At 36.9% G+C, this 25,959-nt stretch carries 25 protein-coding genes and 2 pseudogenes; 21 read left to right on the top strand and 6 right to left on the bottom strand.

Annotation, left to right across the window (positions count from 1 at the left end):
• The first annotated feature begins 2 nt into the window (after positions 1 to 2).
• The 5 genes and pseudogenes from C9J35_RS06045 to C9J35_RS06025 all read left to right on the top strand — a co-directional run bounded on the left by C9J35_RS06045 (position 3) and on the right by C9J35_RS06025 (position 4,370).
• Positions 3 to 935, top strand: coding sequence for a S66 peptidase family protein (locus C9J35_RS06045; RefSeq protein WP_107923804.1), 933 nt, complete (start codon positions 3 to 5; stop codon positions 933 to 935).
• A 9-nt stretch (positions 936 to 944) separates the two neighbouring features.
• A complete protein-coding gene (locus C9J35_RS06040; RefSeq protein ID WP_054768159.1) occupies positions 945 to 1,730 on the top strand; it encodes a serine hydrolase in 786 nt (261 codons plus the stop codon).
• On the top strand, positions 1,727 to 2,545 hold the full coding sequence (locus C9J35_RS06035) for a C40 family peptidase (protein ID WP_107923803.1): 819 nt from the start codon (positions 1,727 to 1,729) through the stop codon (positions 2,543 to 2,545). Before C9J35_RS06040 ends, C9J35_RS06035 begins: the two co-directional genes overlap by 4 nt.
• 680 nt (positions 2,546 to 3,225) lie before the next feature.
• Positions 3,226 to 3,630: pseudogene (locus C9J35_RS06030) on the top strand (DinB family protein); the annotation flags it as partial.
• Positions 3,631 to 3,842: 212 nt separating this feature from the next.
• Positions 3,843 to 4,370, top strand: coding sequence for a hypothetical protein (locus tag C9J35_RS06025; protein ID WP_107923802.1), 528 nt, complete (start codon positions 3,843 to 3,845; stop codon positions 4,368 to 4,370).
• 203 nt (positions 4,371 to 4,573) lie between these two features.
• Here the strand turns inward: C9J35_RS06025 and C9J35_RS06020 are convergent, their stop codons facing one another.
• Positions 4,574 to 5,341: a glucosaminidase domain-containing protein gene (locus tag C9J35_RS06020; RefSeq protein ID WP_107923801.1), complete on the bottom strand. Its 768-nt coding sequence runs from the start codon at positions 5,339 to 5,341 to the stop codon at positions 4,574 to 4,576.
• Positions 5,342 to 6,157: 816 nt separating this feature from the next.
• Here C9J35_RS06020 and C9J35_RS06015 point away from each other — a divergent pair.
• The 4 genes from C9J35_RS06015 (at position 6,158) to C9J35_RS06000 (ending at position 9,567) form a co-directional block, all read left to right on the top strand.
• Positions 6,158 to 6,460 (top strand): hypothetical protein, encoded by a 303-nt coding sequence (locus C9J35_RS06015; protein WP_054768451.1) that lies wholly within the window; start codon positions 6,158 to 6,160, stop codon positions 6,458 to 6,460.
• 1,253 nt (positions 6,461 to 7,713) lie between these two features.
• Complete coding sequence (locus C9J35_RS06010; RefSeq protein WP_107923800.1) at positions 7,714 to 8,091, top strand: GntR family transcriptional regulator; 378 nt, start codon at positions 7,714 to 7,716, stop codon at positions 8,089 to 8,091.
• On the top strand, positions 8,091 to 8,960 hold the full coding sequence (locus tag C9J35_RS06005; protein WP_107923799.1) for an ABC transporter ATP-binding protein: 870 nt from the start codon (positions 8,091 to 8,093) through the stop codon (positions 8,958 to 8,960). Before C9J35_RS06010 ends, C9J35_RS06005 begins: the two co-directional genes overlap by 1 nt.
• Positions 8,953 to 9,567: an ABC-2 transporter permease gene (locus tag C9J35_RS06000; RefSeq protein WP_107923798.1), complete on the top strand. Its 615-nt coding sequence runs from the start codon at positions 8,953 to 8,955 to the stop codon at positions 9,565 to 9,567. Before C9J35_RS06005 ends, C9J35_RS06000 begins: the two co-directional genes overlap by 8 nt.
• Before the next feature lie 287 nt (positions 9,568 to 9,854).
• Here the strand turns inward: C9J35_RS06000 and C9J35_RS05995 are convergent, their stop codons facing one another.
• The 3 genes from C9J35_RS05995 to C9J35_RS05990 all read right to left on the bottom strand — a co-directional run bounded on the left by C9J35_RS05995 (position 9,855) and on the right by C9J35_RS05990 (position 11,318).
• The gene (locus C9J35_RS05995; RefSeq protein ID WP_438941202.1) at positions 9,855 to 10,430 is read right to left on the bottom strand and encodes a methyltransferase family protein; all 576 of its coding nucleotides are present in this window, start codon (positions 10,428 to 10,430) and stop codon (positions 9,855 to 9,857) included.
• A gap of 91 nt (positions 10,431 to 10,521) precedes the next feature.
• Complete coding sequence (locus tag C9J35_RS24070) at positions 10,522 to 10,698, bottom strand: GyrI-like domain-containing protein (protein ID WP_235616208.1); 177 nt, start codon at positions 10,696 to 10,698, stop codon at positions 10,522 to 10,524.
• Positions 10,686 to 11,318 carry a MerR family transcriptional regulator gene (locus C9J35_RS05990; protein WP_235616207.1) on the bottom strand — a complete coding sequence of 211 codons (633 nt, stop codon included), beginning with the start codon at positions 11,316 to 11,318 and terminating at the stop codon, positions 10,686 to 10,688. Before C9J35_RS05990 ends, C9J35_RS24070 begins: the two co-directional genes overlap by 13 nt.
• 510 nt (positions 11,319 to 11,828) lie before the next feature.
• Here C9J35_RS05990 and C9J35_RS05985 point away from each other — a divergent pair.
• The 5 genes from C9J35_RS05985 to C9J35_RS05965 all read left to right on the top strand — a co-directional run bounded on the left by C9J35_RS05985 (position 11,829) and on the right by C9J35_RS05965 (position 17,125).
• A complete protein-coding gene (locus C9J35_RS05985) occupies positions 11,829 to 12,782 on the top strand; it encodes an ABC transporter ATP-binding protein (protein ID WP_107923797.1) in 954 nt (317 codons plus the stop codon).
• On the top strand, positions 12,775 to 14,292 hold the full coding sequence (locus tag C9J35_RS05980; protein WP_107923796.1) for an ABC transporter permease/substrate-binding protein: 1,518 nt from the start codon (positions 12,775 to 12,777) through the stop codon (positions 14,290 to 14,292). Before C9J35_RS05985 ends, C9J35_RS05980 begins: the two co-directional genes overlap by 8 nt.
• A 326-nt stretch (positions 14,293 to 14,618) precedes the next feature.
• A complete protein-coding gene (locus C9J35_RS05975; RefSeq protein ID WP_107923795.1) occupies positions 14,619 to 15,503 on the top strand; it encodes an ABC transporter ATP-binding protein in 885 nt (294 codons plus the stop codon).
• 6 nt (positions 15,504 to 15,509) lie between these two features.
• Complete coding sequence (locus C9J35_RS05970) at positions 15,510 to 16,298, top strand: ABC transporter permease subunit (protein ID WP_107923794.1); 789 nt, start codon at positions 15,510 to 15,512, stop codon at positions 16,296 to 16,298.
• Between the two features lie 29 nt (positions 16,299 to 16,327).
• Positions 16,328 to 17,125: an ABC transporter permease subunit gene (locus C9J35_RS05965; RefSeq protein WP_107923793.1), complete on the top strand. Its 798-nt coding sequence runs from the start codon at positions 16,328 to 16,330 to the stop codon at positions 17,123 to 17,125.
• A 76-nt stretch (positions 17,126 to 17,201) separates the two neighbouring features.
• Here C9J35_RS05965 and C9J35_RS23375 read toward each other — a convergent pair whose 3' ends face one another.
• A complete protein-coding gene (locus tag C9J35_RS23375) occupies positions 17,202 to 17,381 on the bottom strand; it encodes a histone protein (protein WP_153062943.1) in 180 nt (59 codons plus the stop codon).
• Positions 17,382 to 17,745: 364 nt separating this feature from the next.
• Between C9J35_RS23375 and C9J35_RS05955 the strand changes: the two genes are divergently transcribed.
• The 6 genes and pseudogenes from C9J35_RS05955 (at position 17,746) to C9J35_RS05930 (ending at position 22,867) form a co-directional block, all read left to right on the top strand.
• Positions 17,746 to 18,165: an Rrf2 family transcriptional regulator gene (locus C9J35_RS05955; protein ID WP_107923791.1), complete on the top strand. Its 420-nt coding sequence runs from the start codon at positions 17,746 to 17,748 to the stop codon at positions 18,163 to 18,165.
• 124 nt (positions 18,166 to 18,289) lie between these two features.
• A complete protein-coding gene (locus tag C9J35_RS05950) occupies positions 18,290 to 18,988 on the top strand; it encodes a class I SAM-dependent methyltransferase (protein WP_107923790.1) in 699 nt (232 codons plus the stop codon).
• A gap of 228 nt (positions 18,989 to 19,216) precedes the next feature.
• A complete protein-coding gene (locus C9J35_RS05945) occupies positions 19,217 to 19,543 on the top strand; it encodes a DMT family transporter (RefSeq protein WP_107923789.1) in 327 nt (108 codons plus the stop codon).
• 13 nt (positions 19,544 to 19,556) lie between these two features.
• A pseudogene (locus tag C9J35_RS05940) lies at positions 19,557 to 19,900 on the top strand (DMT family transporter).
• 258 nt (positions 19,901 to 20,158) lie between these two features.
• A complete protein-coding gene (locus tag C9J35_RS05935) occupies positions 20,159 to 20,590 on the top strand; it encodes a CotY/CotZ family spore coat protein (RefSeq protein WP_107923788.1) in 432 nt (143 codons plus the stop codon).
• Positions 20,591 to 20,698: 108 nt separating this feature from the next.
• Positions 20,699 to 22,867, top strand: coding sequence for a YheC/YheD family protein (locus C9J35_RS05930; protein WP_107923787.1), 2,169 nt, complete (start codon positions 20,699 to 20,701; stop codon positions 22,865 to 22,867).
• Between the two features lie 189 nt (positions 22,868 to 23,056).
• On the opposite strand, the gene C9J35_RS05925 is transcribed toward C9J35_RS05930, so the two are convergent.
• Entirely contained in the window at positions 23,057 to 24,262 is a 1,206-nt protein-coding gene (locus tag C9J35_RS05925) for an ATP-grasp domain-containing protein (protein ID WP_107923786.1), read from the bottom strand.
• A 145-nt stretch (positions 24,263 to 24,407) separates the two neighbouring features.
• Between C9J35_RS05925 and C9J35_RS05920 the strand changes: the two genes are divergently transcribed.
• Positions 24,408 to 25,808, top strand: coding sequence for a Mur ligase family protein (locus C9J35_RS05920; RefSeq protein ID WP_235616206.1), 1,401 nt, complete (start codon positions 24,408 to 24,410; stop codon positions 25,806 to 25,808).
• The last annotated feature ends 151 nt before the right edge of the window (positions 25,809 to 25,959 follow it).

Raw genomic sequence — 25,959 nt, 5'->3', positions numbered from 1 at the left:
CGATGAAAATACCAAAAGCATTAAAAAAAGGCGATACAATTGGCTTAATTAGTGCCTCAGGTGCAACACCGCCTGGTAAATTATATCCGGCAATTGACAGTGTGGAGAAGCTCGGTTTTAAAGTAGTCGTAGGAGAAACATGTCGGGCAAGACATGGCTACTTAGCAGGGGCAGATGAACTTCGTGCCGCTGAAGTTAATCAAATGTTCCGCGATCCTAATATTGATGGCATTTTTTGTATTCGTGGTGGCTATGGAGCGACAAAGATTCTCCCCTACCTTGATTACGATATGATACAAGCGAATCCTAAGGTATTTGCAGGTTATAGCGATGTGACAGCACTCCATATTGTCTTTAATCAAAAATGTGACTTCGTCACATATCATTCGCCGATGCCGTCTACGGAGTTTATTCAATCGGGTATGGATGATTATACATGGGATTCTTTTATCTACCATGTAATGGCCAATGAAAGTAATGGGCTACCTTTTGAAAATCCACCAGGACAGTCAATGACAACACTAGTCACAGGACAAGCAACTGGACGGCTAGTCGGTGGAAATTTAACATTAGTCACGGCATCCCTTGGAACCCCTTATGAAATTGATACGAAGGGAAAGATTCTATTTCTAGAGGATATAGATGAAAACGAACAACGTATAGATCGCATGCTCACACAGTTAAAATTAGCTGGTAAGCTTGAGGCAGTGGCAGGAATAGTATTAGGTGCTTGGACAAATTGTGGTCCTGAAAACCCAGAGCAACCAGAAAATAGCTTATCACTGCACACCATTTTTAATGAAATTTTAGTGCCACTTAAAAAACCGATCTTAATGGATATGACTTGTGGTCATTGCTTACCAACAATGACTCTACCATTAGGGCGAACAATAACCGTTAACACAGAGACACACATGATGAAAATCGTAGGGTAGGTGCAAAGGATGGAGCAAATGCTACGACAGTTACTACAGAAAAGTCCCTACAAAATGCATATGATTGTCAAAGATTTAAGCACAGATGAAATCATCATCAGTGAGCGATACGATGATGTGTTTTCTAGTGCAAGTCTCATTAAAGTGCCCATCCTATTGGCGGTGTTACATCATGTACAAACCAATAAAGTAGCGTTGCATCAAGTGTTGACGATATCTCCTAAAGACTGGGTCGATTTTAGTGGTATCAGTGAACAACAATTGCAAGCGGCTAGCATCTATGAGTTATTGGTGTGGATGATTATTACGAGCGATAATACAGCAACCAATGTACTGATTGATTTTATGGGGATGAATGTGCTCAATCGTTATTTTCGTGAAATCGGGCTTACGCACACCATCTTACAGCGCAAGATGATGGACTTTGAACGCTTGGCAAATGGCGTGGATAATGTGACGACTGCTCGGGATATGACCCATATTTTTACGCATATGTATCACCAAGATTTATTAATGCCGTCGTACAGTGCACTGGCAATTGATATCTTGAGTCGCCAGCGTGTACACGAATCACTCCGTCGTTATCTAATAGATGATGTGACGATCGCCCATAAAACAGGGGGGCTTGAGACAGTCGACCATGATGTAGGCATTGTTTACAGTGACGCAAAAGATTATCTGATAGGCGTTTTTATCACAGAGGTCACGAATAATCAGGATGCAAGGCAACTAATTGGTCGCATTTCAAAGGTTGTTTATGAGTACCTGATACAACAGAAAGGGGCGCTAAAATGAATGCCATTGTCACATCGATGATAGCTAATCTGTACGCTGAACCGAATGGAACGTCTGAGCTGATTGATGAGTTGTTATATGGAATGCCTGTGCAAATCATTGAAGAGTTAGATGACTACTGGCTACATGTACAAACAACCTATCAGTATCAGGGCTACTGCAGAAAAGTGAATTTACTGCGGGATAATGTGAAAACGAGTGCTTGGCGTCTTGAAGCAACACATGTCATTAGCCAAAGCTTTGCAGATATATTACAACATCCTCGCATTCAAAGCTCGAAATTAATAACACTTGTGAAAGGTTCAATCGTGCGTGATTTACAAGACGAAGCACTAGACTCACAATGGGCTAGCATCCAATTAGCAACAGGAGAACGGGGCTATTTACGCAAAAAATGGCTGACTGAAAAGATTGCGGACAATAGTCTATCAGAGCAAGAGTTTCGGGAAAACGTAGTACAAACAGCACTTAGCTATGTAACAACACCCTATCGTTGGGGTGGGAAATCGCCGCTGGGTATTGATTGCTCGGGGCTATGTTCGATGGCATATATGCTAAATGGGGTATTGATTTTCCGAGACGCCAAAATTGTTGAGGGTTTTCCAATCAAGGAGATCGCACTTGCGCAAATGCAAAAAGGTGATTTATTGTACTTCCCAGGCCATGTCGCACTGTATATTGGAGACAGTCTATATGTGCACGCTTCCCTGGACGGTAATGAAGTCAATATAAATAGCCTAAACGCACAACATCCGCTTTATCGAGAAGACTTAGCAACGACCATCACAGCAGTGGGGAGTTTTTTTGCAGATTAAAAGGCAAACACCGTGCATCTACCAATTTTTCGAAGTGTTGTATAAGATGACAACTGATTTTTAATCGTTAGATTAAGACCTTTGAGTTTCCATAGCAGACTGAGTAGGCCATTCCTAGAGATGATTGTGTGATCAACCATAAAAAGATAGTAGCTATAAGCCGAGGGTTCATCCAAGGACAATATAAAAGGCAGCCATTTTTACTAAACAAATAAAAAGGGCAACCTCATCTAACAAAGGGATGGTTGTCCTTTTCACTGAAGTTATTCGCACGCGCGTCAATTGCCATCACGGTCAAATTCTAACGGATATGCAGGATGACCATGCTTTACGCCACTAGAATACACTTTTTGCCAGTTCAGCGTAATTTTTAACGTTTTTGGAGTAGTTGGTGGTGTAACAACAGCCGGAACTTTAAGTTGAATAACATTGCTGTTATCTTCAAAAGCTTCACATGCTCAGTAGGTCGTTAGCAGTATCCTGTTTTGTTTCAATTTTTTTACATAGAAACTATACCAGAAGCAAGAAATACTCCTGTTTTGATACATAAAAAAATGAAAAAGGAATCTATCTTTTAGTGTCGAAGATATTTTAAAACTAGAAAATAGAAAGGAGCTATATCAATGAAAGACAGACATAAGAGATTATTCAATCAATGACAGAGTTACCGGAATACTACCCTAAGTTTATTAGAGGATATAACTGAACAAGATGCTGAAATCATCCCTGCTAGGTTCAATAATAATATCCGTTGGAACATGAGTCATCTTTATCTCGATCAATATTTATGGATAGAAACACAAACGAAAGAAAAAACAAATGTACCTGCTGAATTTAATGATTGGTTTGGTTTCGGCACAGCTCCTAAGGACTTCACTACTGACACACCATCTTATGAAGAGTTGAAAATACTTTTGACCAATCAAATTGAAAACATCCGAGAGAAGTTTGGAAACATATTAGAAGTGGAATATGCTCCTACCGATTTGGGGATGAATACGATTAAACAAGTATTAATTCGAACAATTTTTCATGAAGGAACCCATTTTCAAAACATTGTAAATTTGAAAAAGTTTATTAAATAAACATAATCACAAACCGAGCGAACGAGGTAAGATAGCATCGTGAGTTTTGCGGATAGCCGCAGCAAAGGTGTTAATTTTTACCACGAAATTTTAAGAACATACAAAGAAGCAAGATGTCATCTCAATAGATTCAAAAAATAGGTAAATAATAGAGAATCAACTTCTGATTTGTTTATGCTATAATTAGGAATAAAAAATTGGGGGTAATGTATTTGGATCAAGACTTAAAAGAATTATTACGTTCAGTTTTAAAAGAAGAATTAGGGCCAGTAAATCAGCGTTTGGATGGAATGGACAAGCGATTTGATGGCATGGAACAACGTTTGGATGGAATGGACAAGCGATTTGATGGCATGGAACAGCGTTTGGATGGAATGGACAAGCGATTTGATGGCATGGAACAACGTTTGGATGGAATGGACAAGCGATTTGATGGCATGGAACAACGTTTGGATGGAATGGACAAGCGATTTGATGGCATGGAACAACGTTTGGATGGAATGGACAAGCGATTTGACGGCATAGAACATCGTTTGGATGGAATCGATCAACGATTAGACAAAATTGAGGATGAGGTTCAAGAGGTGAAACTTGGACTAGATAAGCTACAAAAAAATATTGTTGAAAATTTAGGGCAATTCACAGAAAAAATTGCAAACCAAGTAGAAGATAGAACGGGTGCTTTAAACAAGCGTGTTTTTGAAGTAGAGACAGTGATTCAACGATTGACGAGTCAATAATAGCAATCTTTTACTAGCTTTATGGAGGAAGAATCTCTTTAAAGCCTTTTTTATGTACGCTAGTGTGTTTCTTAACAGGACTCCCTTAAATGACATTATTGGATGTATGGCTTAGCTATTTTCTTCTCAGAGCCTTTAAAAAAATAAAAAATCTCCAAGCTACAAAGGGGTCTTCACAGTCCCAAGTGTGCATGGAGATTTTTTTAATATTGATAGATATTGAGTTGTTGACCTGCTTCTAATCGATCAGATCTAAGCTGATTCCATTGCTTGAGGGATGTCACCTTAACGTTATGGGCCTCTGCGATATGCATGAGTGAGTCGCCATCATCAACCGTAATCGTTTTTTTGTTTTTGACAGGACTATCATATTGTTGTAAGTCGTATTTGGCAATAAGCAAGTTTAGCTTTTCATTGTATTTTGAATCTGTCGCATAGGAGCCTGTTAAAAATTTTGTTGCGTCTGTATAGGACTTGGTCTGGCTCTTAAAGACACCTGTATAAAAATCCTTGTTCCATGACACACCATTACGCAGTAATTTTACATAATCTTTCATAGAGTCTTCATAGGAAGGGTACTTGCGGAACTCAGCCATCACGGTGGACATCTTACCAGAACCATCATCTTCAGAGGTTACAAGTGTGACAGAGTCGTTTTGAAACTGACCCTTCATACCAAATAAATTATTATTAGGAGCTGAACCTAGACCACTTTGTCCATTTTGGCTCTCTAAAATAGCCTGCGCAATCATAACAGAGGCGTATAAATCATTTTCTGCACCAAGCTTACGGGCAGTTTCTGCAATAGAGCCGATGAATTCCTCTGTACTTGGCCCTTCTTCAACATATTCGGGCTCATTTGTCTGTTTATTATACATAGAATCAAATAATTGTATAATCATGAAAATCGATATACCGATAACAGCTAGTAATATAAGTATACCTTTCATCAAGTTTTTTAATAATTTCATTGTTGATGATGTTGGTAGAAGACAACATCTCCCTCCTTCCTTTACAAATGAGTACATACTAAGATGCTATATTTCTAATTATGGCAGAGCCACAACATAAAATAAAGCCAAGTATATTTTTCGATAGAGTCCGTAATTAATAGAACGAATTTACAACCAAATAGTTCCTGAATTTGCATACTTGTATATATTATTTCCGCCGATTTTGCTAAGGGATGGACCTATTCTGATTATCACGGACGGCGAATGCGATCGCTTGTCGAATTAAAAGAGAGCATCCTTTGTGATGCCACAAGGCGCAAAGCCACCATTTGTACCAAAAGGTGAGGTATTTAGGATGAAAAAATGAAGTAGAAGACCAATTGTAAAATGGGACAGTCTAGTAAAAATAATTAGATAAATAACAAAAAGCCTCCTCGTTTTCCGCAGTTACGATAAACTGCCTCAACGCTTAGTGTCTGCGCCGCTTTGCTTGGCGTTTTCATAGATTGACGTTGCACTTTCGCTCCAAAAAATAGTTACACCTTTCGCTCCATTTTTCTCGTAAATAACATGAGCAGGAGTCTCATAGATTCTTTGCACTACTAGTAAAGCCCAGAAACGTTGTTACATCAACATTTTTGGGCTTTGCTTATGGTAATGTTTACCCGTGAATGAACAGACAACAATTAATAATTTTGTAAGAAATGAGTAAGAAAAAAGAGATGATCGATTCGTACAATTAACTTACATCGCTAAAAGGGGAATTAAATGTTTATAAAAGCACTGCCCTTTAGAGCGCTTATTACTTAAATTTAATGAACGGAGACAGAATTCATGCTAAGGCTGCTGAAGTTAAGACGGAAAAAACATCCTGTACCTAAATATTTTATCGGAGGATTCATTGGTATCGTAGCAATTTGCTTTGTTGCTGGTCTTATAGAGGGGCGTTTTAAAGTTGACAGCGTTCTGATGTTTACAGATTATTTAGGGTTCATGTCATTAATGCATATTTTTATTAAACTCATACTTATCATTTTTATAGCTGTCAGTTTATTTCGTTTAATAATGGAGGACTACAACAATCCATACGGACTGCCAATACTTAACATACTGAGTATGGCTTTTATGACCGTGTAGTAAATTGTGAATAGGGAAGAGGACAGATAAACGCTAGGGATGCGTAATCATTATGTCCGATGACAATTTGTTCACCTCTTATCGTGGTGGCAATTGCCTGTTCTTATAACCCAGAAATTGCATTGGTGACCTGCATCCCACATCAGAGTAGTAGGCGTGGCAATTGCGTCCTTAGTCATTGACACTCTTGAGAGCGAGGATGGTGAGAAACCTGTAGAAATTCCAACTTTGTGCAGAACTATAACTCAAAAATCACAAAGTATGATTGAGTCGTTTAACTTAAAATATCAAGCATAAGGAGACAAATTGAGCATGCAATTAGAAAGTATTTTTTACTTCCCATCATTAAATGAAACGTTTTTTATTATTATTAACACGGTATCCATTACGATTGGATTATGCCTGATCGTTTATGGACTTATAAAGCAAAAAAAGCATAAAAAAGTACATTAGCAACATGTTGTATGGTTTTAGGCTCGTTAACGATAATTACGCATATAATCCAAATCGTTGCAAAATTACTTTAAAAGAGGAGAGAATGACATGCGCCACTTTGTTAAAAAAATAGATAAATCAATTGATAAAGTAAATAAATTTTTTTGTTGTATCCATTCAGCGCCCTGATCCTAGTCAAAAGACAATACGAATAGGTTCAACGCTCTGCACAGTGTTAGGAATAATAGTATTGATTTTCGGTTTTATTGGTGGTGTCTTCATCGTATTGTCTAATATAGGTAATTTACTGTCGGAGAAAAAATGAAAGTCATGTTGTTGTGTTCTTCGGCTGGTAACCGCAGATGTACATGCCTCCTGTGTCAAAAAGTAAGATATATAGAATGTAATAAAAAAATACATTCAAAAGGTTTCGGGATTGCTCAGTATTCCTGAAACCTTTTGATTTTTTCTGTTGTTTTTGTTCAAAACGAGGCCCTAAGTAATCTTGTGGACTGCTTGTTAAATCATCATCATGTCAAAATGTTCGCGTTTATTTTGTAAGTTTTTCGATATCATCACACAACAATTTTTGATGCCATATAAAGAGTAAAGTTAGACTGCTATGGGAAAACGAGCTTGCCCTGCTTGAAGCGAGTGAAGAAGGAGGCTTGCTAGTTCGTCCGCAGAAAGCGAGTGGCTTTTTTCAGAACGTGCTTATTATGACGCTGTCTTCGGTAAAATTTAAGGTTGCAAAATAATTAGATTGTGTATATATTGTATATAAAGTATATACACAATATTTAAGAAGAGGTATTTGCATGCAAATTATTATTTCCAACAGTTCAAAAGAGCCAATTTATGAACAAATTTATGCTCAAATTAAAAAGTTAATCATCACGGGTGAATTACAAGAAGGTCAATCACTGCCTTCTATGCGCCAACTTGCAAAAGACCTAGAAATTAGCGTGATTACAACAAAACGTGCCTATGAAGAACTTGAGAAAAACGGCTTTATTTATTCCATTGTTGGAAAAGGTTCGTTTATCTCTGAACAAAATATGGAGATGGTGAAGGAAAGAAAAATGAAAGCAATCGAAGAAAAGCTAGTAGCGGCCATTCAAAATAGTAAAGAAATGGGTATTAGCTTGGCTGAACTAAAGGAAATGCTCACATTATTATATATGGAGGATGAATGATGGAAAATGTTATTGAATTACAGCATATTAATAAATCATTTAACGGATTTCAGGTGAAGGATCTCTCTATTGCCGTTAAAAAAGGTTATGTGACTGGATTTATCGGGGGAAATGGTGCTGGTAAATCGACAACAATCAAATTAATTATGAATTTATTACAGCAAGATAGCGGCTCTATTTCGATTTTTGGCATGAATTATATGCAACATGAGAAAGAAATAAAGCAACGTATTGGTTTTGTCTATGATGAAAACATTTTTTATGAAAATTTAACATTAAAGGAAATGAAAAAGATTATTCAGCCCGCTTATAAAAATTGGGATGATAAGGCATTTCAGTATTTTGTTGACCAGTTTGAACTGCCGCTGAATAAAAAGATGAAGACATTGTCAAAAGGCATGAAGATGAAAGCCTCGCTCACTTTTGCACTAGCACATCATGCAGAGTTAATCATTATGGATGAGCCGACATCTGGTCTGGACCCGATATTTAGACGAGAATTACTAAATATTTTACATGATTTAATGCAAAACGGTGATAAAACCATTTTCTTCTCGACGCACATTACAACGGATTTAGATCGCATCGCCGATTACATTACCTTTATTCAAAATGGCAAACATATGTTTACGAAGGAATTTTATAAAATTGAAGAGGAGTATGCCATTGTAAAAGGAACACTGGATTTATTGGATCGTGAAACGGAACAAGAGTTTATTGCTATCCGGAAAACGAACAGTGGTTTTGAAGCATTAACAGCTCATAAAAACCGTGTGGCAAACTTATTTGGAGATACTGTTATTTTGGAAAATCCAACGCTTGAAGATATTATGTATTATTCGAAAAAAGGAGGGGAACTGTATGTATAGCCTTATACGAAAGGATTTTTTATTACAAAAGCATATAGTTTTGCTGTACATAGCGATATTACTACTGTTTTCATTATTTGTGGAGGCATCTGTGTATGTAGGATTTATTTTTAGTCTATCATTTATCATGAGTGCCTGTTCTTTGGATGAAAAAGATAATATCAACATTTTGCTCAATTCGCTCCCGTACACGCGCAAGGAAATTGTCGCTTCAAAATATATCGGAGCATTATTATTTACATTGTTATTTGTTATCGTTATGTATGTTGGGGATTTCCTCGTAAATGGAAACAATGGGTTATTGTTATTGAAAGAAGTGATGCTTATTTTAGGCCTTGTGATGATTACTACATCTTTCCTACTGCCATTTTTATATAAATTTAAAATGCAATACTTACATATGGCGATGGTTGGAGTAGTGGTCATCTATTTGCTAACAATAAGTTTTTTCATTAAAAATTTACATGATGTAATCAGAGCATTGACACTAAAAATCCTGGCTTTACAAGAAATACAGCTATATTTCTTTGCAATGCTGATAATTGTTATTTTATATATTGGCTCGTGGTTACTATCCATTCGTATTTATGAGAGAAAAGTGTTTTAAAAAATATAGGCGTATGATCTTGGGTATTAGCATGCCGAAATAATCAATCTTTTTAGAGTGAAAAATAATTGCCCAGTTCATTTTAACTGGGCATCCATTGATGTCCACCTCGGTGGACGCTTCCCTCGAGCAGCCTGACTCCTTGTCGCAATCTCCACCTGGGCACGCTGTTGTCGCAGTGCCTCATTCCAATCAATACCTGTACGTTTTCAAATGATGGAGCATCCACAATATGATCAATCTGAATGCTTTTCGTCGTTGCAAAAGGATCTTATATGGAGAAAGATTCACCAGATAAACGGAATTAATTTTTTGGTTTTCTTTTTGTATGCTGTAAACTGCTCTCCATATTTGTTTTGTAAATAGTCATCGGATTTTGGAATATAGCCAAAAATAAATACAAAGATTAAACCTAATGGAATAAGCAAACTATACATATTATTAGATATGAGCGCTAAACCTAGCACCCAAATGCAATCTCCAAGATAATTAATATGAATCGCATGTTTAAATAAGCCACCTGTATACAACTTTCCTTTATTTGCAGGATTGTCTTTAAAAGGTTTTCTAAGCAATTCTGAAACAGTATTTAATATACTGCCTCCTAAAAATAATACCCAGCCTATAATAAGTAAAGTCAAGTTTGCCTTGGGGTTACCAATAATCATTAAAATAGGGAAACCTAAATAATAAATGCCAAAAGCTGCACTGTTCATGATGGCCTCTTGCCAGCTAATACCTCTAGGTAGCCAGATAAACATCATAGCTGTTAATCTTAAAGTTGTAATAAGTAATGCGATAAAAAGTCCGATTGATATGGCTGATTTTTGATTAGCAATGAATAGTAGATAATAGGCAATGATTAATTATATAATTTCGGCAAGAAAAATCATGATTTTTTCTTGTATAGTTGGTTTGTGTAAACCGTACAAATTGGTATGCTCCTTCGTGTATTTATTTTATTGGGAAAAAAATTTCTATGATATTAGTATCCTTTGGTGTTGTATGAGGGTCCGTTTGATAAACTTCAAAAGGAGCACCATTCAGTTTATAATGATTTTCTTTAATCCATGCATGTAATTTTGTATGAACAGAAGGTAATTCATCATAAGAACCAATTAGCGTAGCCATTGCACAAAGACCAGGGTTAAACACTTTTGTTGCCTTGTGTTTGCTACAATAGGAATAGCCATTTCGACGTCATAATTTTCTGGTACATATTCTGCACTATGAAAAATAGCAAGCGGTTTAGCCGCAGGTGTTAATTTTTCAAAAACTACTTTACTCAACAATTCATTAAAGTGTATTAAGAAGTTAGCGATATTAAGTTGTTTTCTCTGAGCTAAAATATTGAATGGTAAATGATCGACGAGTTTGATGTCAATCTGCTGTAAATAACTCATGATATTTTTCTCTTCTTCTAGTAGTTGAATATCAAGCTCTAATTTCTTTAATAGAGAAGAATAAAAAATTATCTGTTGTGAAAGATTTTCTTGTTTGGCTTTCATTTTAGCCAGAAAAAGACTGACATCCTGCCCATTAGTTAACATTATCTTGATTTCTTCGAGAGAAAATAAATAAGTTTTTAAGCGTGTTATCAATAAAGCTGTTTCCAGTTGTGAAATATTATAGTAACGATATCCGCTTTTAGCATCTGTGTAAGCAGGCTTTAGAAGGCCTATTTCATCATAGTAGCGAATTGTTTTCAAAGTGAGATGAGATATTTTTGAGAACTCACCAATTGAAAGCATAACAATCACCTCCTGTTGTGAAGTACTTTCAATATAATGTCTCCTGTAAGGGGAAGGTCAATCATTACAGATAAAGATTTTCTTTAATTATTTCTAAATACGTCATAGCTATTAAATTGAATTGTAAAATGTAACGAAGCTCGCATACACCTACGGGTTAAGACGAATGATGACTGTAAAATCCACTCTGACAATTAATGCTGTCAGGATGGATTTTTATTTGTCATCATGACCTATATCCGTCATAAATGTTTCAACTTCATGTCGTTTGTGAATTAATAGAAGGGGGAGTAGCGTTTTTTAAGAATTGTACATCCATGCATAAAATATGCTATTTCTTGTGCTAGAGCTGGAACACTAGACGTATATGACATTATAGTGTTGGTAAAATGGGAGGATAGTTATGAACTACTTAATAACTGTAGCAGAGCAGGCATCAAAAATGACGATTCTGAATTATGAAAAACAATATTTCTCTAATAGGAACGTCGAAAATAAGGAGCAAAGCTAGTGATAACATTTGATAATGTCTCGAAAAAATATGATAACGACCAAGTTGCGGTAAATGCGATTAATCTAGAGATCAAGAAGGGGGAATTTTTTGTCATTATAGGACCTAGTGGATGTGGAAAAACGACCTTACTCAAAATGATTAATCGTCTAATCCATTTAACTGAAGGGACTATACGTATAAATGGAAAAAGAATAAGTGACTATAACATCCTTGAGCTACGATGGAATATCGGCTATGTGTTACAACAAATCGCACTTTTTCCCCATATGACAATTGAAGACAATATAGCCGTTGTGCCAGAATTAAAGAAATGGAGTCATCCACAGATTCAAAAACGGGTGCGAGCGTTATTGGAAATGGTTGGACTTGAACCAGACAAGTATAGCCAACGAAAACCTAATGAACTCTCCGGTGGAGAACAGCAAAGAGTGGGTGTTGTGCGTGCATTAGCAGCCGACCCCGAAATTATTTTAATGGATGAGCCATTCAGTGCGCTTGACCCTATTAGTCGTACAAAATTACAAGATGACCTCCTTGAGCTTCAACGTGCTATTCAAAAAACCATTGTTTTTGTGTCACATGATATGCAAGAAGCCTTGAAATTAGGGGATAGAATTTGTGTGATGAAGGATGGACAGATTGTGCAAATCGGTTCCCCACAAGAAATTTTACAACAGCCAAGCAATGATTTTGTCAAAGAATTTATTGGGGTGAAAGAGCACGCGTTCAATGTTTTTGATATCCATCAAATCATCGAACCAATTGCTAATGATGATGTTGCCCATACAGTTTCATCTAAAGATTCGTTACAAAGCTTACTTCATCAGTTAGCTCAACATGAATGGTTAGCGGTTGAAGAAGATGGTGACATAATAGGTGGTATAACAAGACAAGCAATGCTTCAATTTTTAGCTAAAGATGCTTCACAAAGAGGTGAGGTAAATGGCTAATTTTTTAGGGGTTTTTAGCGAACGAAAAGGACAGCTCGTAGCATCATTATTCGAGCATATTCAAATTTCATTTATTGCACTTTTTTTGGCCGTAGTCATTGCTATTCCTTTAGGGATTTATTTAACGAATAAAAAGAAAATTGCAGAAAGTATTATCGGAATCAGTGCTGTTTTGCAAACGATTCCTTCACTAGCACTATTAGGTTTATTAATTCCGTTATTTGGTATTGGTAAACTTCCTGCCATCATGGCCCTTGTTGTGTACGCCCTGTTGCCAATTTTAAGAAATACATTTACGGGCATAAACGAGGTGGATACATCTTTAAAAGAAGCAGCGATGGCGATGGGCATGAATACGCGACAAAGATTAGTAAAGGTAGAACTTCCTCTCGCCATGCCAGTGATAATGGCGGGTATAAGGACAGCCATGGTATTAATAGTAGGAACAGCAACCCTTGCGGCATTAATTGGGGCTGGGGGATTAGGCGATATTATTTTACTTGGTATTGACCGTAATAATACAGCACTCATCATCTTAGGGGCGGTCCCTGCCGCAGTTTTAGCCTTAGTATTTGATGTGCTCCTCAAAAAACTGCAAGCACTGTCCTTTAAAAAAACACTCACGGCATTAAGTGCTATAAGTGTTGCGGCCTTGCTGATGATGCTTTTACCATTAGCAAACTTTAATGACAAGGGAGAAATCGTGATTGCAGGCAAACTAGGCTCAGAGCCTGAAATTCTGATCAATATGTATAAATTACTGATTGAAAATGAAACCGACTTACATGTGCAATTGAAGCCTGGTCTCGGTAAGACTTCTTTTGTCTTCAATGCACTCAAAGCGGGGAGTATCGATATTTACCCTGAATTTACGGGGACGGCTATTTCTGAATTTTTAAAAGAAGAAGCGGTCAATAACAACCAAGAGGATGTATATAACCAAGCGCAAGAAGGCATGATGGAAAAATTCGATATGGTCCTACTAAATCCCATGCAATACAACAACACGTATGCACTGGCCGTTTCAAAAAAACTGGCTGAAACTTATGATTTACAAACTATTTCGGACATCAAGGCACTGCAAACGTCCATTAAAGCTGGGTTTACACTAGAATTTAATGATCGAGAAGATGGTTATTTAGGCATTCAGGAGCGCTATGGCATCACGATTTCTAATATTACGACGATGGAACCGAAGCTTAGATATCAAGCTATAAAAACAGGTGATATCGATTTACTAGATGCATATTCAACAGATAGTGAAATACGTCAATATGACTTAACGGTGTTAGCAGATGATCAACAGCTATTTCCCCCCTACCAAGGGGCACCATTGTTGAGAAAAGAGACATTAGAAAAATACCCTGAAATTGAAAACGCCTTAAGTAAACTTGCCAATCAAATCACGGATGATGAAATGCGTGAAATGAATTATCAAGTAAACGTAGAAGGCAGAAATATAGCAGACGTAGCACAAACATATTTAGAGAAAGCAGGTTTGTTGAAATAGAATGTCGAAAGATTTTTTAAAATAAATAGTGATATATCATAAAATCGTTTAAGTGTGGCTTGACTATACTTTAACGATTTTTTGTATAGCCTTAAAAAAAGCTTGTATAGGCAGAGATTCCACTGCGATAATACACAGTAAGAAGACATAACCTGATAAGACAGGGGAGGTATTTACAAAAAGCTATTTCAAACATGTTGGTTCACTGCAAGGTTTTCAGTTGAACATCTCTCTACATAAAGGCGGTTTCACACCATCAAAAAATCGGTACCACTTCACACGAAATTGTAAGTTGTAGATTTTTTAACTTTAAAGGAGGCGCCACCATGAATATTATTGAAATTAATCATTTGACGAAAACGTATGGCCATGCAAGAGGGATTGTAGATGTTAGTTTTCAAGTGAAAGAGGGAGAGATTTTTGGATTTATAGGTCCAAATGGAGCCGGAAAATCGACGACCATCCGTACTTTATTGGCATTGATTCATCCGACAAGTGGAAGTGCTAAAATATTTGGTAAGGATTGTATCGACTTTGCACCGGACATTGCGAAAGAAATAGGTTATTTACCTTCAGAGGTTTTCTATTATGACAATATGAAGGTTAGCGATTTACTAAAATACGCCGCTAGCTTTTATAAAAAAGATTGTCGTACAAGAATGAAAGAATTAGTGGAAATCATGGAGCTGGACACTACGAAAAAAATTGATGACCTATCCTTAGGGAATAAAAAGAAGGTAGGCATTGTTCAAGGACTACTCCACGAGCCAAAACTAATTATCCTGGATGAGCCAACGAGTGGTTTAGATCCGTTAATGCAACAAAGATTCTTTGATTTGTTAATAGAAGAAAACAAAAAAGGAGCCACGATATTATTTTCGTCTCATATTTTAGGAGAGGTTCAACGATTATGTGATCGAGTGGCCATTATTAAAGAAGGTAAAATTGTAACGGTGGAAAAGATAAGTAATTTACGAGAAAACAATTATAAAAAGATAAAAATAGAAGCGGACAATGCTAGCGACAATGCTTTTGTATCTATAGCAGGTGTCAATAACCTCAATGTCGATGGCAATTTGATCAGCTTTATTTTTAAAGGCGATATTAATACGGTGATGACAAAAATAGCTGACATGGAAATCACAAATATTTGGATAGAAGAGCCGGACCTTGAAGAAATTTTTATGCACTACTATGAGAGTGAGGACTAAAAGGCGATGAATATTTTTATGCATGAGATAAAGGCCTATCGAAAATCAACGTTTGTTTGGACATTATCTTTAATCGCCATTGTCGTATTATTTATGTCGATGTTTCCTGCCATCTCAAGAGATATAATAGAATTTCAAAAATTATTAGAAGGTTTTCCAGAACCGGTAAGAAAAGCACTCGGTCTTGAAGTTGAAAATTTCGGCACCATATTAGGTTTCTATTCCTATATGTTTGTATATATAACCCTTTGTGGAGCCATTCAAGCAATGCACATAGGTACATCGATTGTCTCGAAGGAAGTACGGGATAAAACAGCTGATTTTCTTTTAACGAAACCTGTTTCGCGCACGAAAATTTTAACAGCTAAGCTACTGGCCGCACTTACGACTATCGTCATGACAAATATAGTGTTTTTTATCGGCACTACAATCATGATTGCTCAGGTGCAGACGCAATCCTATAGTACGAAAAACTTTATATTAATTTCTCTTACATTATTTTTCTTGCAGGTGATTTTTTTAACGTTAGGCATTATTGTATCCATTATTTTTCCAACGATTAAGTCCGTGCTAACCGTCTCTCTTGGTACAGTCTTTAGTTTTTTTATCATCGGGTTACTCGTCTCAACTACTGGCGATGGCGGTAAACGCTATTTATCGCCATTCAAATATTTTGATCAAGCTTATATCATCGAAAACGCTAGCTATGAAACCTCCTTTGTACTCGTAGGAATGGGCATTGTCATTATTTCTTTGGGTACTAGTTATATCATCTATATGAAAAAGGATATATAAACTGTTAAGTGGAAGAGGGGGGATATGTTTTGAACATTTTTATGCGGGAAATGAAAGCTTATCGGAAATCCTTATTCATTTGGAGTGTGGGGATACTCTTTTTAATTGGTGCTAGTATGGCTAAATACGCAGGGTTATCCACGACAGGTCAATCGATGAATGAAATATTGACTGCAATGCCAAAGTCCCTACAGGCCATTATGGGAACGGGAGCGCTTGATATTTCTAAGGTAAGCGGTTATTTTGGTGTACTGTATATTTATTTATTATTAATGGCGACCATGCACGCTGCAATGTTGGGGGCTACGATTATTGCAAAAGAAGAACGAGATAAAACAGCCGAGTTCTTGTTTGTGAAGCCTGTTTCAAGAACCAGCATTATTTGTGCTAAATTGTCCGTCGCTGTAGTTAATATAGTGATGTTAAATATCGTTGCAGGGATTTCGTCCTTGTATTTGGTTGGAACATACAGCGAAGGCGAATCAGTAAAAGCCGATATCATCCTAGCGATGTCAGCAATGTTGATTTTACAGTTACTTTTTTTGACCATTGGTTCTGCAATCGCAGCGATCAGTAAAAAGCCCAAATTAGCCGTAGCAATATCGACGGGTATCCTTTTGATGACGTATATATTATCGATTGCCATTGATTTGAACAAAAAGTTGACATTGTTAAAATACCTCACCCCATTTAAATATTTTGAAGCTAAAATTGTCATGAATGGCGGCGGGTTAGAGCGTAAATTTATCATATTATCGTTAAGTATAGTAATCATATTTTCATTGATAACGTTTGTATTTTATAGAAAGAAAGACTTGCAGGTATAACGAAACGTTATTCATCCATACAAAAGGTAGCTAGAGAAAAACCATGCGGTCTACTCCAGCTACTTTATTATTGTTATTAGGCTGCTTTCTTACTGTTTTTCTTTTTTGCTTTCTTGTTAGCGGCTTTCTTTTCGATCTTCTTCTCGGCTTTTTTCTTTGCTAACTTTTTCTCGAGTTTCTTTTTCTCAGCTTTTTTCTTCGCTTTCTTTTCTAGTAGCGCTTCCTCAATTTTGTTTTTCTTAATTTTCTTGGTCATGTTACATGCACTCCTTAACCATATTGACGTTCCTTGTAAAAGGATGTCTATATACAAGGTTATATTAAACATAAATGGAATGCAAATATATTTAATGTAATTTATTTACAATTCGCTCGTTCAATCATAAAAATAATAGTTTAGTAGTGGTTGTTCACCACGTTTTTCCATACAAGTTTTATTTCGCACGTACAGTAATTGACTTTTTATAGTGTAAATTATAAAATAAGAGAACTGTTCAGCTATAGTTTCTCACAACGAGCTGGATAAAGTCGACAATAGCAAGAGGTTGTATGAGTATGAGTTATTTTTATATTAATTGTGGGTATTAAAGATCTATAATATATTTATGAGGAGAACGCGAATGAAGTATTCCAAAGCCACAAATTATGCTTTACACACAATGGTTTATTTAACTTTAACGCCAAAGGGAAAAACTGTTGGCGTAGATCAATTAGCGAAAATCCAATCGCTCTCGCCCACATATCTTTCAAAGATTTTAACAAAACTTGTTAAAGCAGGTCTCATTCAATCAACACCTGGTGTGAACGGAGGATATAGTATAGTCAGACAGGCTAGTGATATTTCTTTTTTAGATGTTATTCAAGCTATTGAAGGCAAATCAACATTCTTCAATTGTTCATTGGAGCATGAAGATACTTCACAGGGCGAATGCTTAATTGAAAAAGTGATGATTCAATCTGAAGAAAAGATGAAAGACGAATTAAACAACACATTTATTATTGATATTGCAAGACAGATAGAAGCATCAAATCAATCATAAAGTAGTGATTAAAATTTTTTTAAGGCAATTATAGATATTAACAGTCTATAAAGGATTTAATTGCAAGTTAGTATGTAGACGCTAACAGGTATTCGACAATATCGATGAATAGAGGAGATTAACAATGGATCATGCACTGACATACAATTCCGAAAAGGCACTTGCGTACGAAAAAAACACGCGCATTTCAATTCCTACGTACGATGCTTTATTTGCCATGATTAAATCATACTTTCGGGCTCAATTGGGCGATAAAGAAGCATCACTGCTTGTGATTGGCGCTGGGGGCGGAAATGAACTTTCTGCATGGGGACCTTCTAACCCGAACTGGACATTTACAGGGGTGGACCCTTCTGAGGAGATGCTTCAGATTGCTAACAAAAAATCACTTCAATTAGGGTTGGAAAGGCGTGTTAGACTTATTCATGGAACAATTGACGATCTTCCACCCCAAGACTTCAAATTCGACGCTGTAAGTTGTATTTTGGTACTTCATTTTATTGATGATATTCAAGTAAAGCTGACATTACTGAAGAAGATTAAAAACCATTTGAAGCCGGGAAAACCGTTTGTTGTCGTTAGTGCTTACGGAGACCGCGATAGTGACGAACTTCACAACAACATAAAAGTATGGCAAAGCTTTTTTCTTGATGCCGGCTACGAAAAATCTAAAACGGAAGATATGGCTAAAGTCATTATGAATATTTCTTTCATTTCTGAAAATCAAATCGAACAACTGTTAACAGAAGCTGGATTTACCAACGTCACTCGATTTTATGCTACTGGCTTTTTTGCGGGCTGGATTTGCCATGCGCAAGAATAACAACCAGTAAGCAAGAATAGCGCGCAAGTCACACATAATTAGTTGTTTGCCATGGCAATATGCGCTGCACCACATGTTGATTTTCAGCCATCCATTGTGTAGCTACTACGATTCATGATGGATGACTTGAATTATTGAGAGTGATAAAATTTTGCAGCTTTTTCAAAAAGGTAACAGAAAAAGCTGTGCACGATTCGTGCAAATGACAAGAAAGGACGACGAATTCTCATGAGTGCCTTTGGTTATCTATTAATTTCAATTGTTTCTGAAGTTTTTGCGAGTTCAATGTTGAAACTGACAAATGGCTTTAAACGATTACTGCCGACAATCGGAGTAGTTGTTGGTTACGGTACCGCTTTTTATTTCTTATCCTTAACACTCCAATCATTAGCAATTGGCACTGCTTACGCTATTTGGGCTGGATTAGGTACAGCCCTAACTGCGATTGTAGGTGTGCTGTTTTATAAAGAGTATTTCAGTGTTAAAAAGCTTGCAGGAATCGCTATGATCATTGCAGGCGTCGTAGTACTTAATCTTGCTGGTGGTGGACATTAAGGAGGATTTTAGCGTGAAAGGTTATGTATTTTTAGCAATATCCATTGTTAGTGAAGTATTCGCGACAATGATGCTCAAGCTTTCGGATGGCTTTACAATAATCGGTCCAAGCCTGGCAGTTGCGTGGGTTACGGTATTTCATTTTATTGCTTGTCGCTCTGTTTAAAAACCTTGCCTTTAAGCTTGGCTTATGCTATTTGGTCGGGCATTGGTACGGCGTTAACAGTGGTAGTGGGCATTGTGATATGGGGCGATATTTTTAATCTATACTCTGCGATTGGTATTTCGCTGATTATAGGCGGTGTCGTCCTTTTGAATCATGGCAATCAACATGAGACAACCCCAAGTTCATCATGAAATAAATTTATACAGCAAGATAAAACGTCCATTATTTTGGACGTTTTTTTATTGAATGTGTGGAAATCTAATGTTTCCTACAACCTAGCAACAGTGGATGCCTGTACGTTAAGAGGCATTTTTTTGTCGTTCCTTTTGCAAAACATGTCGTCATATTCCTTCGCCCTACATATTATAACGAGAAAGGTTAAATATAATTCTGTCTTCGGTCAAGTGTTTACAAATTGCTGAAATGGACTAGGGAGGAGCTGGAAAGGGTTGAGCATTGAAAAAGGAAGAAAGCATTTTGTATGTGAAGCGTTAAGCGATATAAAAGCACTCCAGGATGTGATAACGAATTTTCATTCTAAATATTATGGTCAATTACTGATGAAAATAGTTGGTAGTGATACCATTCCATTATTTTTAATAACGAACAACGGTGCTCACTTAAGATTATTAGATACGGGGAAGCAATTTGAAACAGAGTATTTTCGTATAGAATCTATCGATAAAGAGCGCTGTCGTGGCACTATTTCGTTGTTACGGGCCTATGATTATGAAGGGAATGAGACGGATTCAAATGCAGATGTTGTGAGGTTAGAGAGAACATCTACTGAAAAATCCATTGATTTAAGTAGTATATCTGCCATTCAGCTATTAAACCCAGACTTATTAAAAAGAAAGATCATTATTGAGCCTAAATGGTAAGGTCTCGTTAAAACTACTAAAATAATTTGGAAACTAGAGCATCTGTCTACATGCTAGTGCATTGGCTGAATTTAATAAAGAGAGAATCTAAAGGAAGGAAGGTTATGCATGACGATTATTGGAATGTTGCATCATCGACTAGATCCTAAAACGGTTATCAAGTCATATGCATATGCAGCAGTTGCAAGAGCCGAAGGGGCTCAATTTTTTTACTTTACCCCTAAAAGTGTAAACTTTGACAACCGTACCATTAAGGGGAAAGTATATGAAGAGGGGCAGTGGCACGAGCGTGTAATGCCCTTTCCGGATGTTATTTATAATGCAGGAAGTCCTGAAAAACTCTCAGTATCTAAAGCTATCATAGAAAAATTGAAAAAGGAAATCCCGTTTACAACACATTCTATAGGGAATAAATGGAATGTGATGGAGCGTCTAAAAGCGGCAAAAGAATTTGCGCATTATTTGATTCCGTCCGAAATGGTGGGGAATGTGGAAAAATTCCATAACTTTATTGCCCATTATAAAAGGGCTGTGTTTAAACCGATTGATGGACGAAAAGGAAAGGGCATCTATTTTATTACGAAAATCGGTAATGCCTTTGAAGTGAGGGTAAACAGTGAAAAAAGAAATTATACGTTGGCTCAATTAAATGAATTATTAAAGGAGCAGCTTGCTTCAGGGACGTTTATTATGCAGCCCTACATTAAATCTATGACAAAATCGGGGCAAGTTTATGATTTCCGTCTCCATGTGCAAAAAAACGGAGAGGGTAAGTGGGTGGTAACGACCGTCTATCCACGAATAGCCCCAAACGGCTCCATTATACCCAATATAAACAGCGGTGGTTTTACGAACTATTTAGATCCTTTTTTGGAGCAGGAATTTAAAGATGAAGCTTATAATATTCGGCGCACATTGGAACATTTTGCCATGTCCTTGGCACATCATTTAGATGACATACAAATGGAGAAATTTGGAGAGGTCATTGACGAAATAGGCATAGATGTCGGATTAGATGAACAACAAAAGATTTGGATGTATGAAGTAAACTGGCGTCCAGGATGCCCGCCTGCATTTTATTTAGAATTAGACGTTGTCGTACATTCGATTCGCTATGCCATGTATCTTGCACAAAACCACAATGTCATTAAACAAGAAATAATGGAACGAAAATACAAAAATTTAGACACAGCACTAGGCTTACCGATTATCGCGATTACCGGAAGTGCTGGCAAGACAACATCGAAGGCATTTCTTGCCTCTATTCTCTCAACAAAATGGAAAGTATTTGAGTCAAAAGATTATTGGAACACCACAGAGCATACAAAAAAACATGCGCAAGAGATAGATTCATCGCATGAAGCAGTTGTGCTTGAATATGGCATGGCATATCCGGGCATTATCACAAATCACTGTAGCATCATCCAACCGAATATAAGTATCGTCACAAATATCGGTCTGGCGCATGTTGGGAACTTTGATGGGGATGTTCGGAAAGTGGCAATGGCAAAATCAGAATTAATCCATGGCATGAACCAAAAAGGCTTGCTTATTTTAAATAAGGATGACGATAATTCTAAGTATTTATCGACACAGCAATTCCAAGGTGAAATACTGACTGTTGGTATCCATACGGATGCTACCTATCAGGCATATGATATTCAATATAAGGAAAGTGGCATGAGCTTTAAGATGAATCTCCAAGGGCAAGAAATAGCCTTATATATTCCAATCTTAGGGGAACACCATGTATATAATGCACTTAATGCTATTGCTGTTGCCGATTATTTAGGAGTTAGTCCACTGGAAATTAAAGCGGGTCTAAACTTTAAAAAGCCACCAAGAAGGTTAACCCTGTATAATTGCCGTGATCAAATTACAGTTATTGATGATACTGTTCACTCACATCCACAAGGCGTACGAGCTGCGATTGATGTACTTACCAACATCGCTAAAAATCGAAAAATTGCTATCATTGGCCAGATGCGAGAACTAGGGGATTTACGCGAGCAAGAATATCGTAAAGTGGGCGAGTACATTTGTGAGCAAGAAATTGACATTTTAATAACCTATGGATTTCGCACAGAAGAGATGGGGGCAGCAGCGCTAGCAAAAGGGATGAATAAAGCGAATATTTATCATTATACGAATAAAGATGAGTTGCATAAGCTATTAGAAAAAATCGTGAAACCGCATGATACTATTTTAGTAAAGGGCGCTAGTAAAACAAATATGTTTGAAACGGTTAAATTTTTAGATCAAACATATCAAGCATAACTTTAAAAACCCGAGTAACTGCCTAAGTGAGTGGCAATTATTCGGGATATTTGTTTTGTTTCACAAAGTGCATTGGTTTTTTGAAAAACAGCTAATAGAGTACTGGTGATTAGTAGATTTTACAGAGGGACTAGGAAGGGGCTGAGAACATTTTTTACAGTTGATTTTGGTTATTGACTACGTTGGTATTTATAGTGCTTTTAGAAGAAATTTAATTTCCTTTGCAGCGGTAGTCGCGTTGTTTTGAGCTTCCGCTAATGTGGCACCCTCTGCAATGACATAGGCATAGCGATGTCCCATCGATAAAGGTGGGGTTAGAATTGTGCCTTTTCTAGGCTTCACATATACTTCCACTACATTTGTGGCGTTAGTTGCTCTTGTTTTTCCGATGACTCTCTCTAAAATGCCTCTACTGTCGATAATAACGTATTTTGTAAAGATGAATTTTTTATGCCTTGGATTGACATTAGGATGTTCACCCAAAAATAGTTTGAGTGTTTCTTCCACTAAGCTAAATCCAAATGCAGCGAGAAGCATATTATTCATAGCTCCACCTGAAATTCGAGGGTTGATTTCAATGAGCTTCCAGCCATTTTTGGTTAAACGAAGCTCTAAATGCAGTGTGCCATTTTCAATATTAAATGCTTTGACGATGGAATGGAGCACCTCTTCAATCCCTGTTTGAATATCATTCGGAACTTCTGCGAGCACACCATAACCGGTAATAATAAAACGTTTACCTTGCGTAATCTCTTGTTCGATAATGCCGATAATATGCGCTTGCCGCTTATACACGAATGCCTCTACTAAATATTGAGGACCTTCTATATATTCTTCAATCATCATTGTTTCACCGGGATTTTTACTTCGGAGAAAACGCAGGTGCTTATCTAGTTGGCTTTCATCTTCCGCTAACAGTACATCTTTAGAGCCTGTTGATTTTGGAGATTTCACAATTAGTGGATAGACCATTTTTTTAGTAAGTGATTCATGGGGTTTTATTAGGAAAAACTCTGGCGAATATGGTTGATCCTTTAAGAAATTCCTGGTTTTCTCTTTATCTTCCATCATTTCAATGGCTTCAGACGACGTATAATTGTCACAAAATTCATCACATAAAATAGAAGCAATATGGACATAAGGGTCTACAAAACTAACAATCGTTTTAATGTCTAAGCCAATTTTAGATAAATCGTAAATTTTATCTTTCATTTCTTCTATATCTGACGTATCAATAAAAATCATTTTATGAATATCTGGATAGGCTTTTCTCTGCTGTAATTGCTTTTCATTATTTGTGAAAAGTACAGTCAAGTAGCCCAATTTCTCTGCTGCTCTTATGGCTTCACGACTTGACCCGGATTTGTTTGTACCGATAAATATAATGGCTTTCAGTTATATCACTCCCTTAATTGGTACTTGGATTCTTAATCTACATTTTATATATATGCATACAAATAGTTTTCTTCTAGTTATGTATCATGTCTACATCCAAGCAACTTTTATCGCCGTACATATACTAGAGAAGAAAGGAGTGTGAATGGATATGAAGCCTCTTTCGGTGAAGAATTTAACAGCGATTACTACAGGGGAATTGGTGCAAGGGTCAGATGAAGTACTTATCCAGTACGGCGCATATCGACTAAAACAAGTAAAAAAACCGAATACGGCCCTTTTTACAAATAAACGTATTGTTAATTGGAAAACACTTGAGTCACTTGTGCCTCTTGTGATTGTAACGAATCGGTCATATAGCCAAGATGAAATTCCTAGGCATGTAATCATCATTAAAGTAATGAATACTGATGAGGCCTATTGGAAATTTGTACATTTTTACCGTAGCCAATTTGATATCCCGATTATAGCCATTACGGGTACTTCTGGAAAAACAACGACAAAGGAAATGATCAAACATATACTTTCTGCCGGAAAAAAAGTGACGGCGACTACGTTAAGTAGTAATTCCAGAACAGCCTCTTTGCAGTATTTACTTCGCATTGACGATGAAACCGAGGCAGCGGTTTTTGAAACAGCTGTTGGTTCGCCGGGGGATGTAACGAATGCAGGAAAATACTTCAAGCCGACAATTGGCATTATTACGAATATAGGAGCCCATCATTTAAACTACTGTAAAACTCTAGAAGGTTATATCCAGGCGAAAGGTGAAATGGTGGATATTATCGACCCTACTGGTTCATTAATTTTGAATGCTGAGGATGTTAACACACAAAAAATTGATTTGTCGAAATTCCAAGGATGCATTATTAAGATTGGCAAGGATGCATCCTGTGATTTTAGAGCGAGTAATATTCGCTACGGTCAAAATGGCATGCACTTTACGGTTCATCATAACTGGTTGGCCTATGAAATATTCGTCCCTGGATTTGGTGAGCATCAAGTATATAACGCACTTGCTGCATTAGCAGCTGTTAGTGAGCTAGGTGTGCCGATTCCAGTAGCCGCCAGACAATTGTATACATTTAGACAATTAAATAAGCAACTACAGAAATTTGAAGGCATTAATCATTCCATATTATTGGATGATACATGGAGTATTACAACTACTTCCTTAGAAGCCGCACTAAATGTATTAAATTCGCTAGGGGAAGGCAAGAAAAAGATAGCGGTAATCGGCACGATTACGGATCTAGGATCTTGGGGTTATATCATTCACGAGCAAGCAGGAGAGCTCATATATCGCATTGGCGTAGATGTGCTCATTACCATAGGAGAACATGCACGTATTATGGCAGATCAGGCAGTGAGGTTAGGATTTAGGGCACCTGTTTATACGTTTAAAAATACTACGCTCGTCTATGATCTATTGCATGACATCGTGGACGAAAATACCATTTTGCTCATTAAAGGAGATATGTATAGTAAGCAAATATCTAAATTGGCAACAGAATTAAAGGTAAAGTCATCATTTCGGTCTGAATAGGAGGCGCTCAAGGTGAGTGACCTACACGTTTAACGTGATAAAAACTGTGCCACACGTGAGTAGTCGATAATATTGTATATTATTCTACTAGAAAGGAGCGCTCCAATAGAAGATAAAGAATGATAGAAAATGCTAGCCATTTGGAAGGATT

The organism is Lysinibacillus parviboronicapiens (assembly GCF_003049575.1).
In the GTDB taxonomy this organism is placed as follows: domain Bacteria; phylum Bacillota; class Bacilli; order Bacillales_A; family Planococcaceae; genus Lysinibacillus; species Lysinibacillus parviboronicapiens.
The sequence above is the reverse complement of the archived record's forward strand: the minus strand, read 5'-3'. Positions and strand labels throughout refer to the sequence as shown.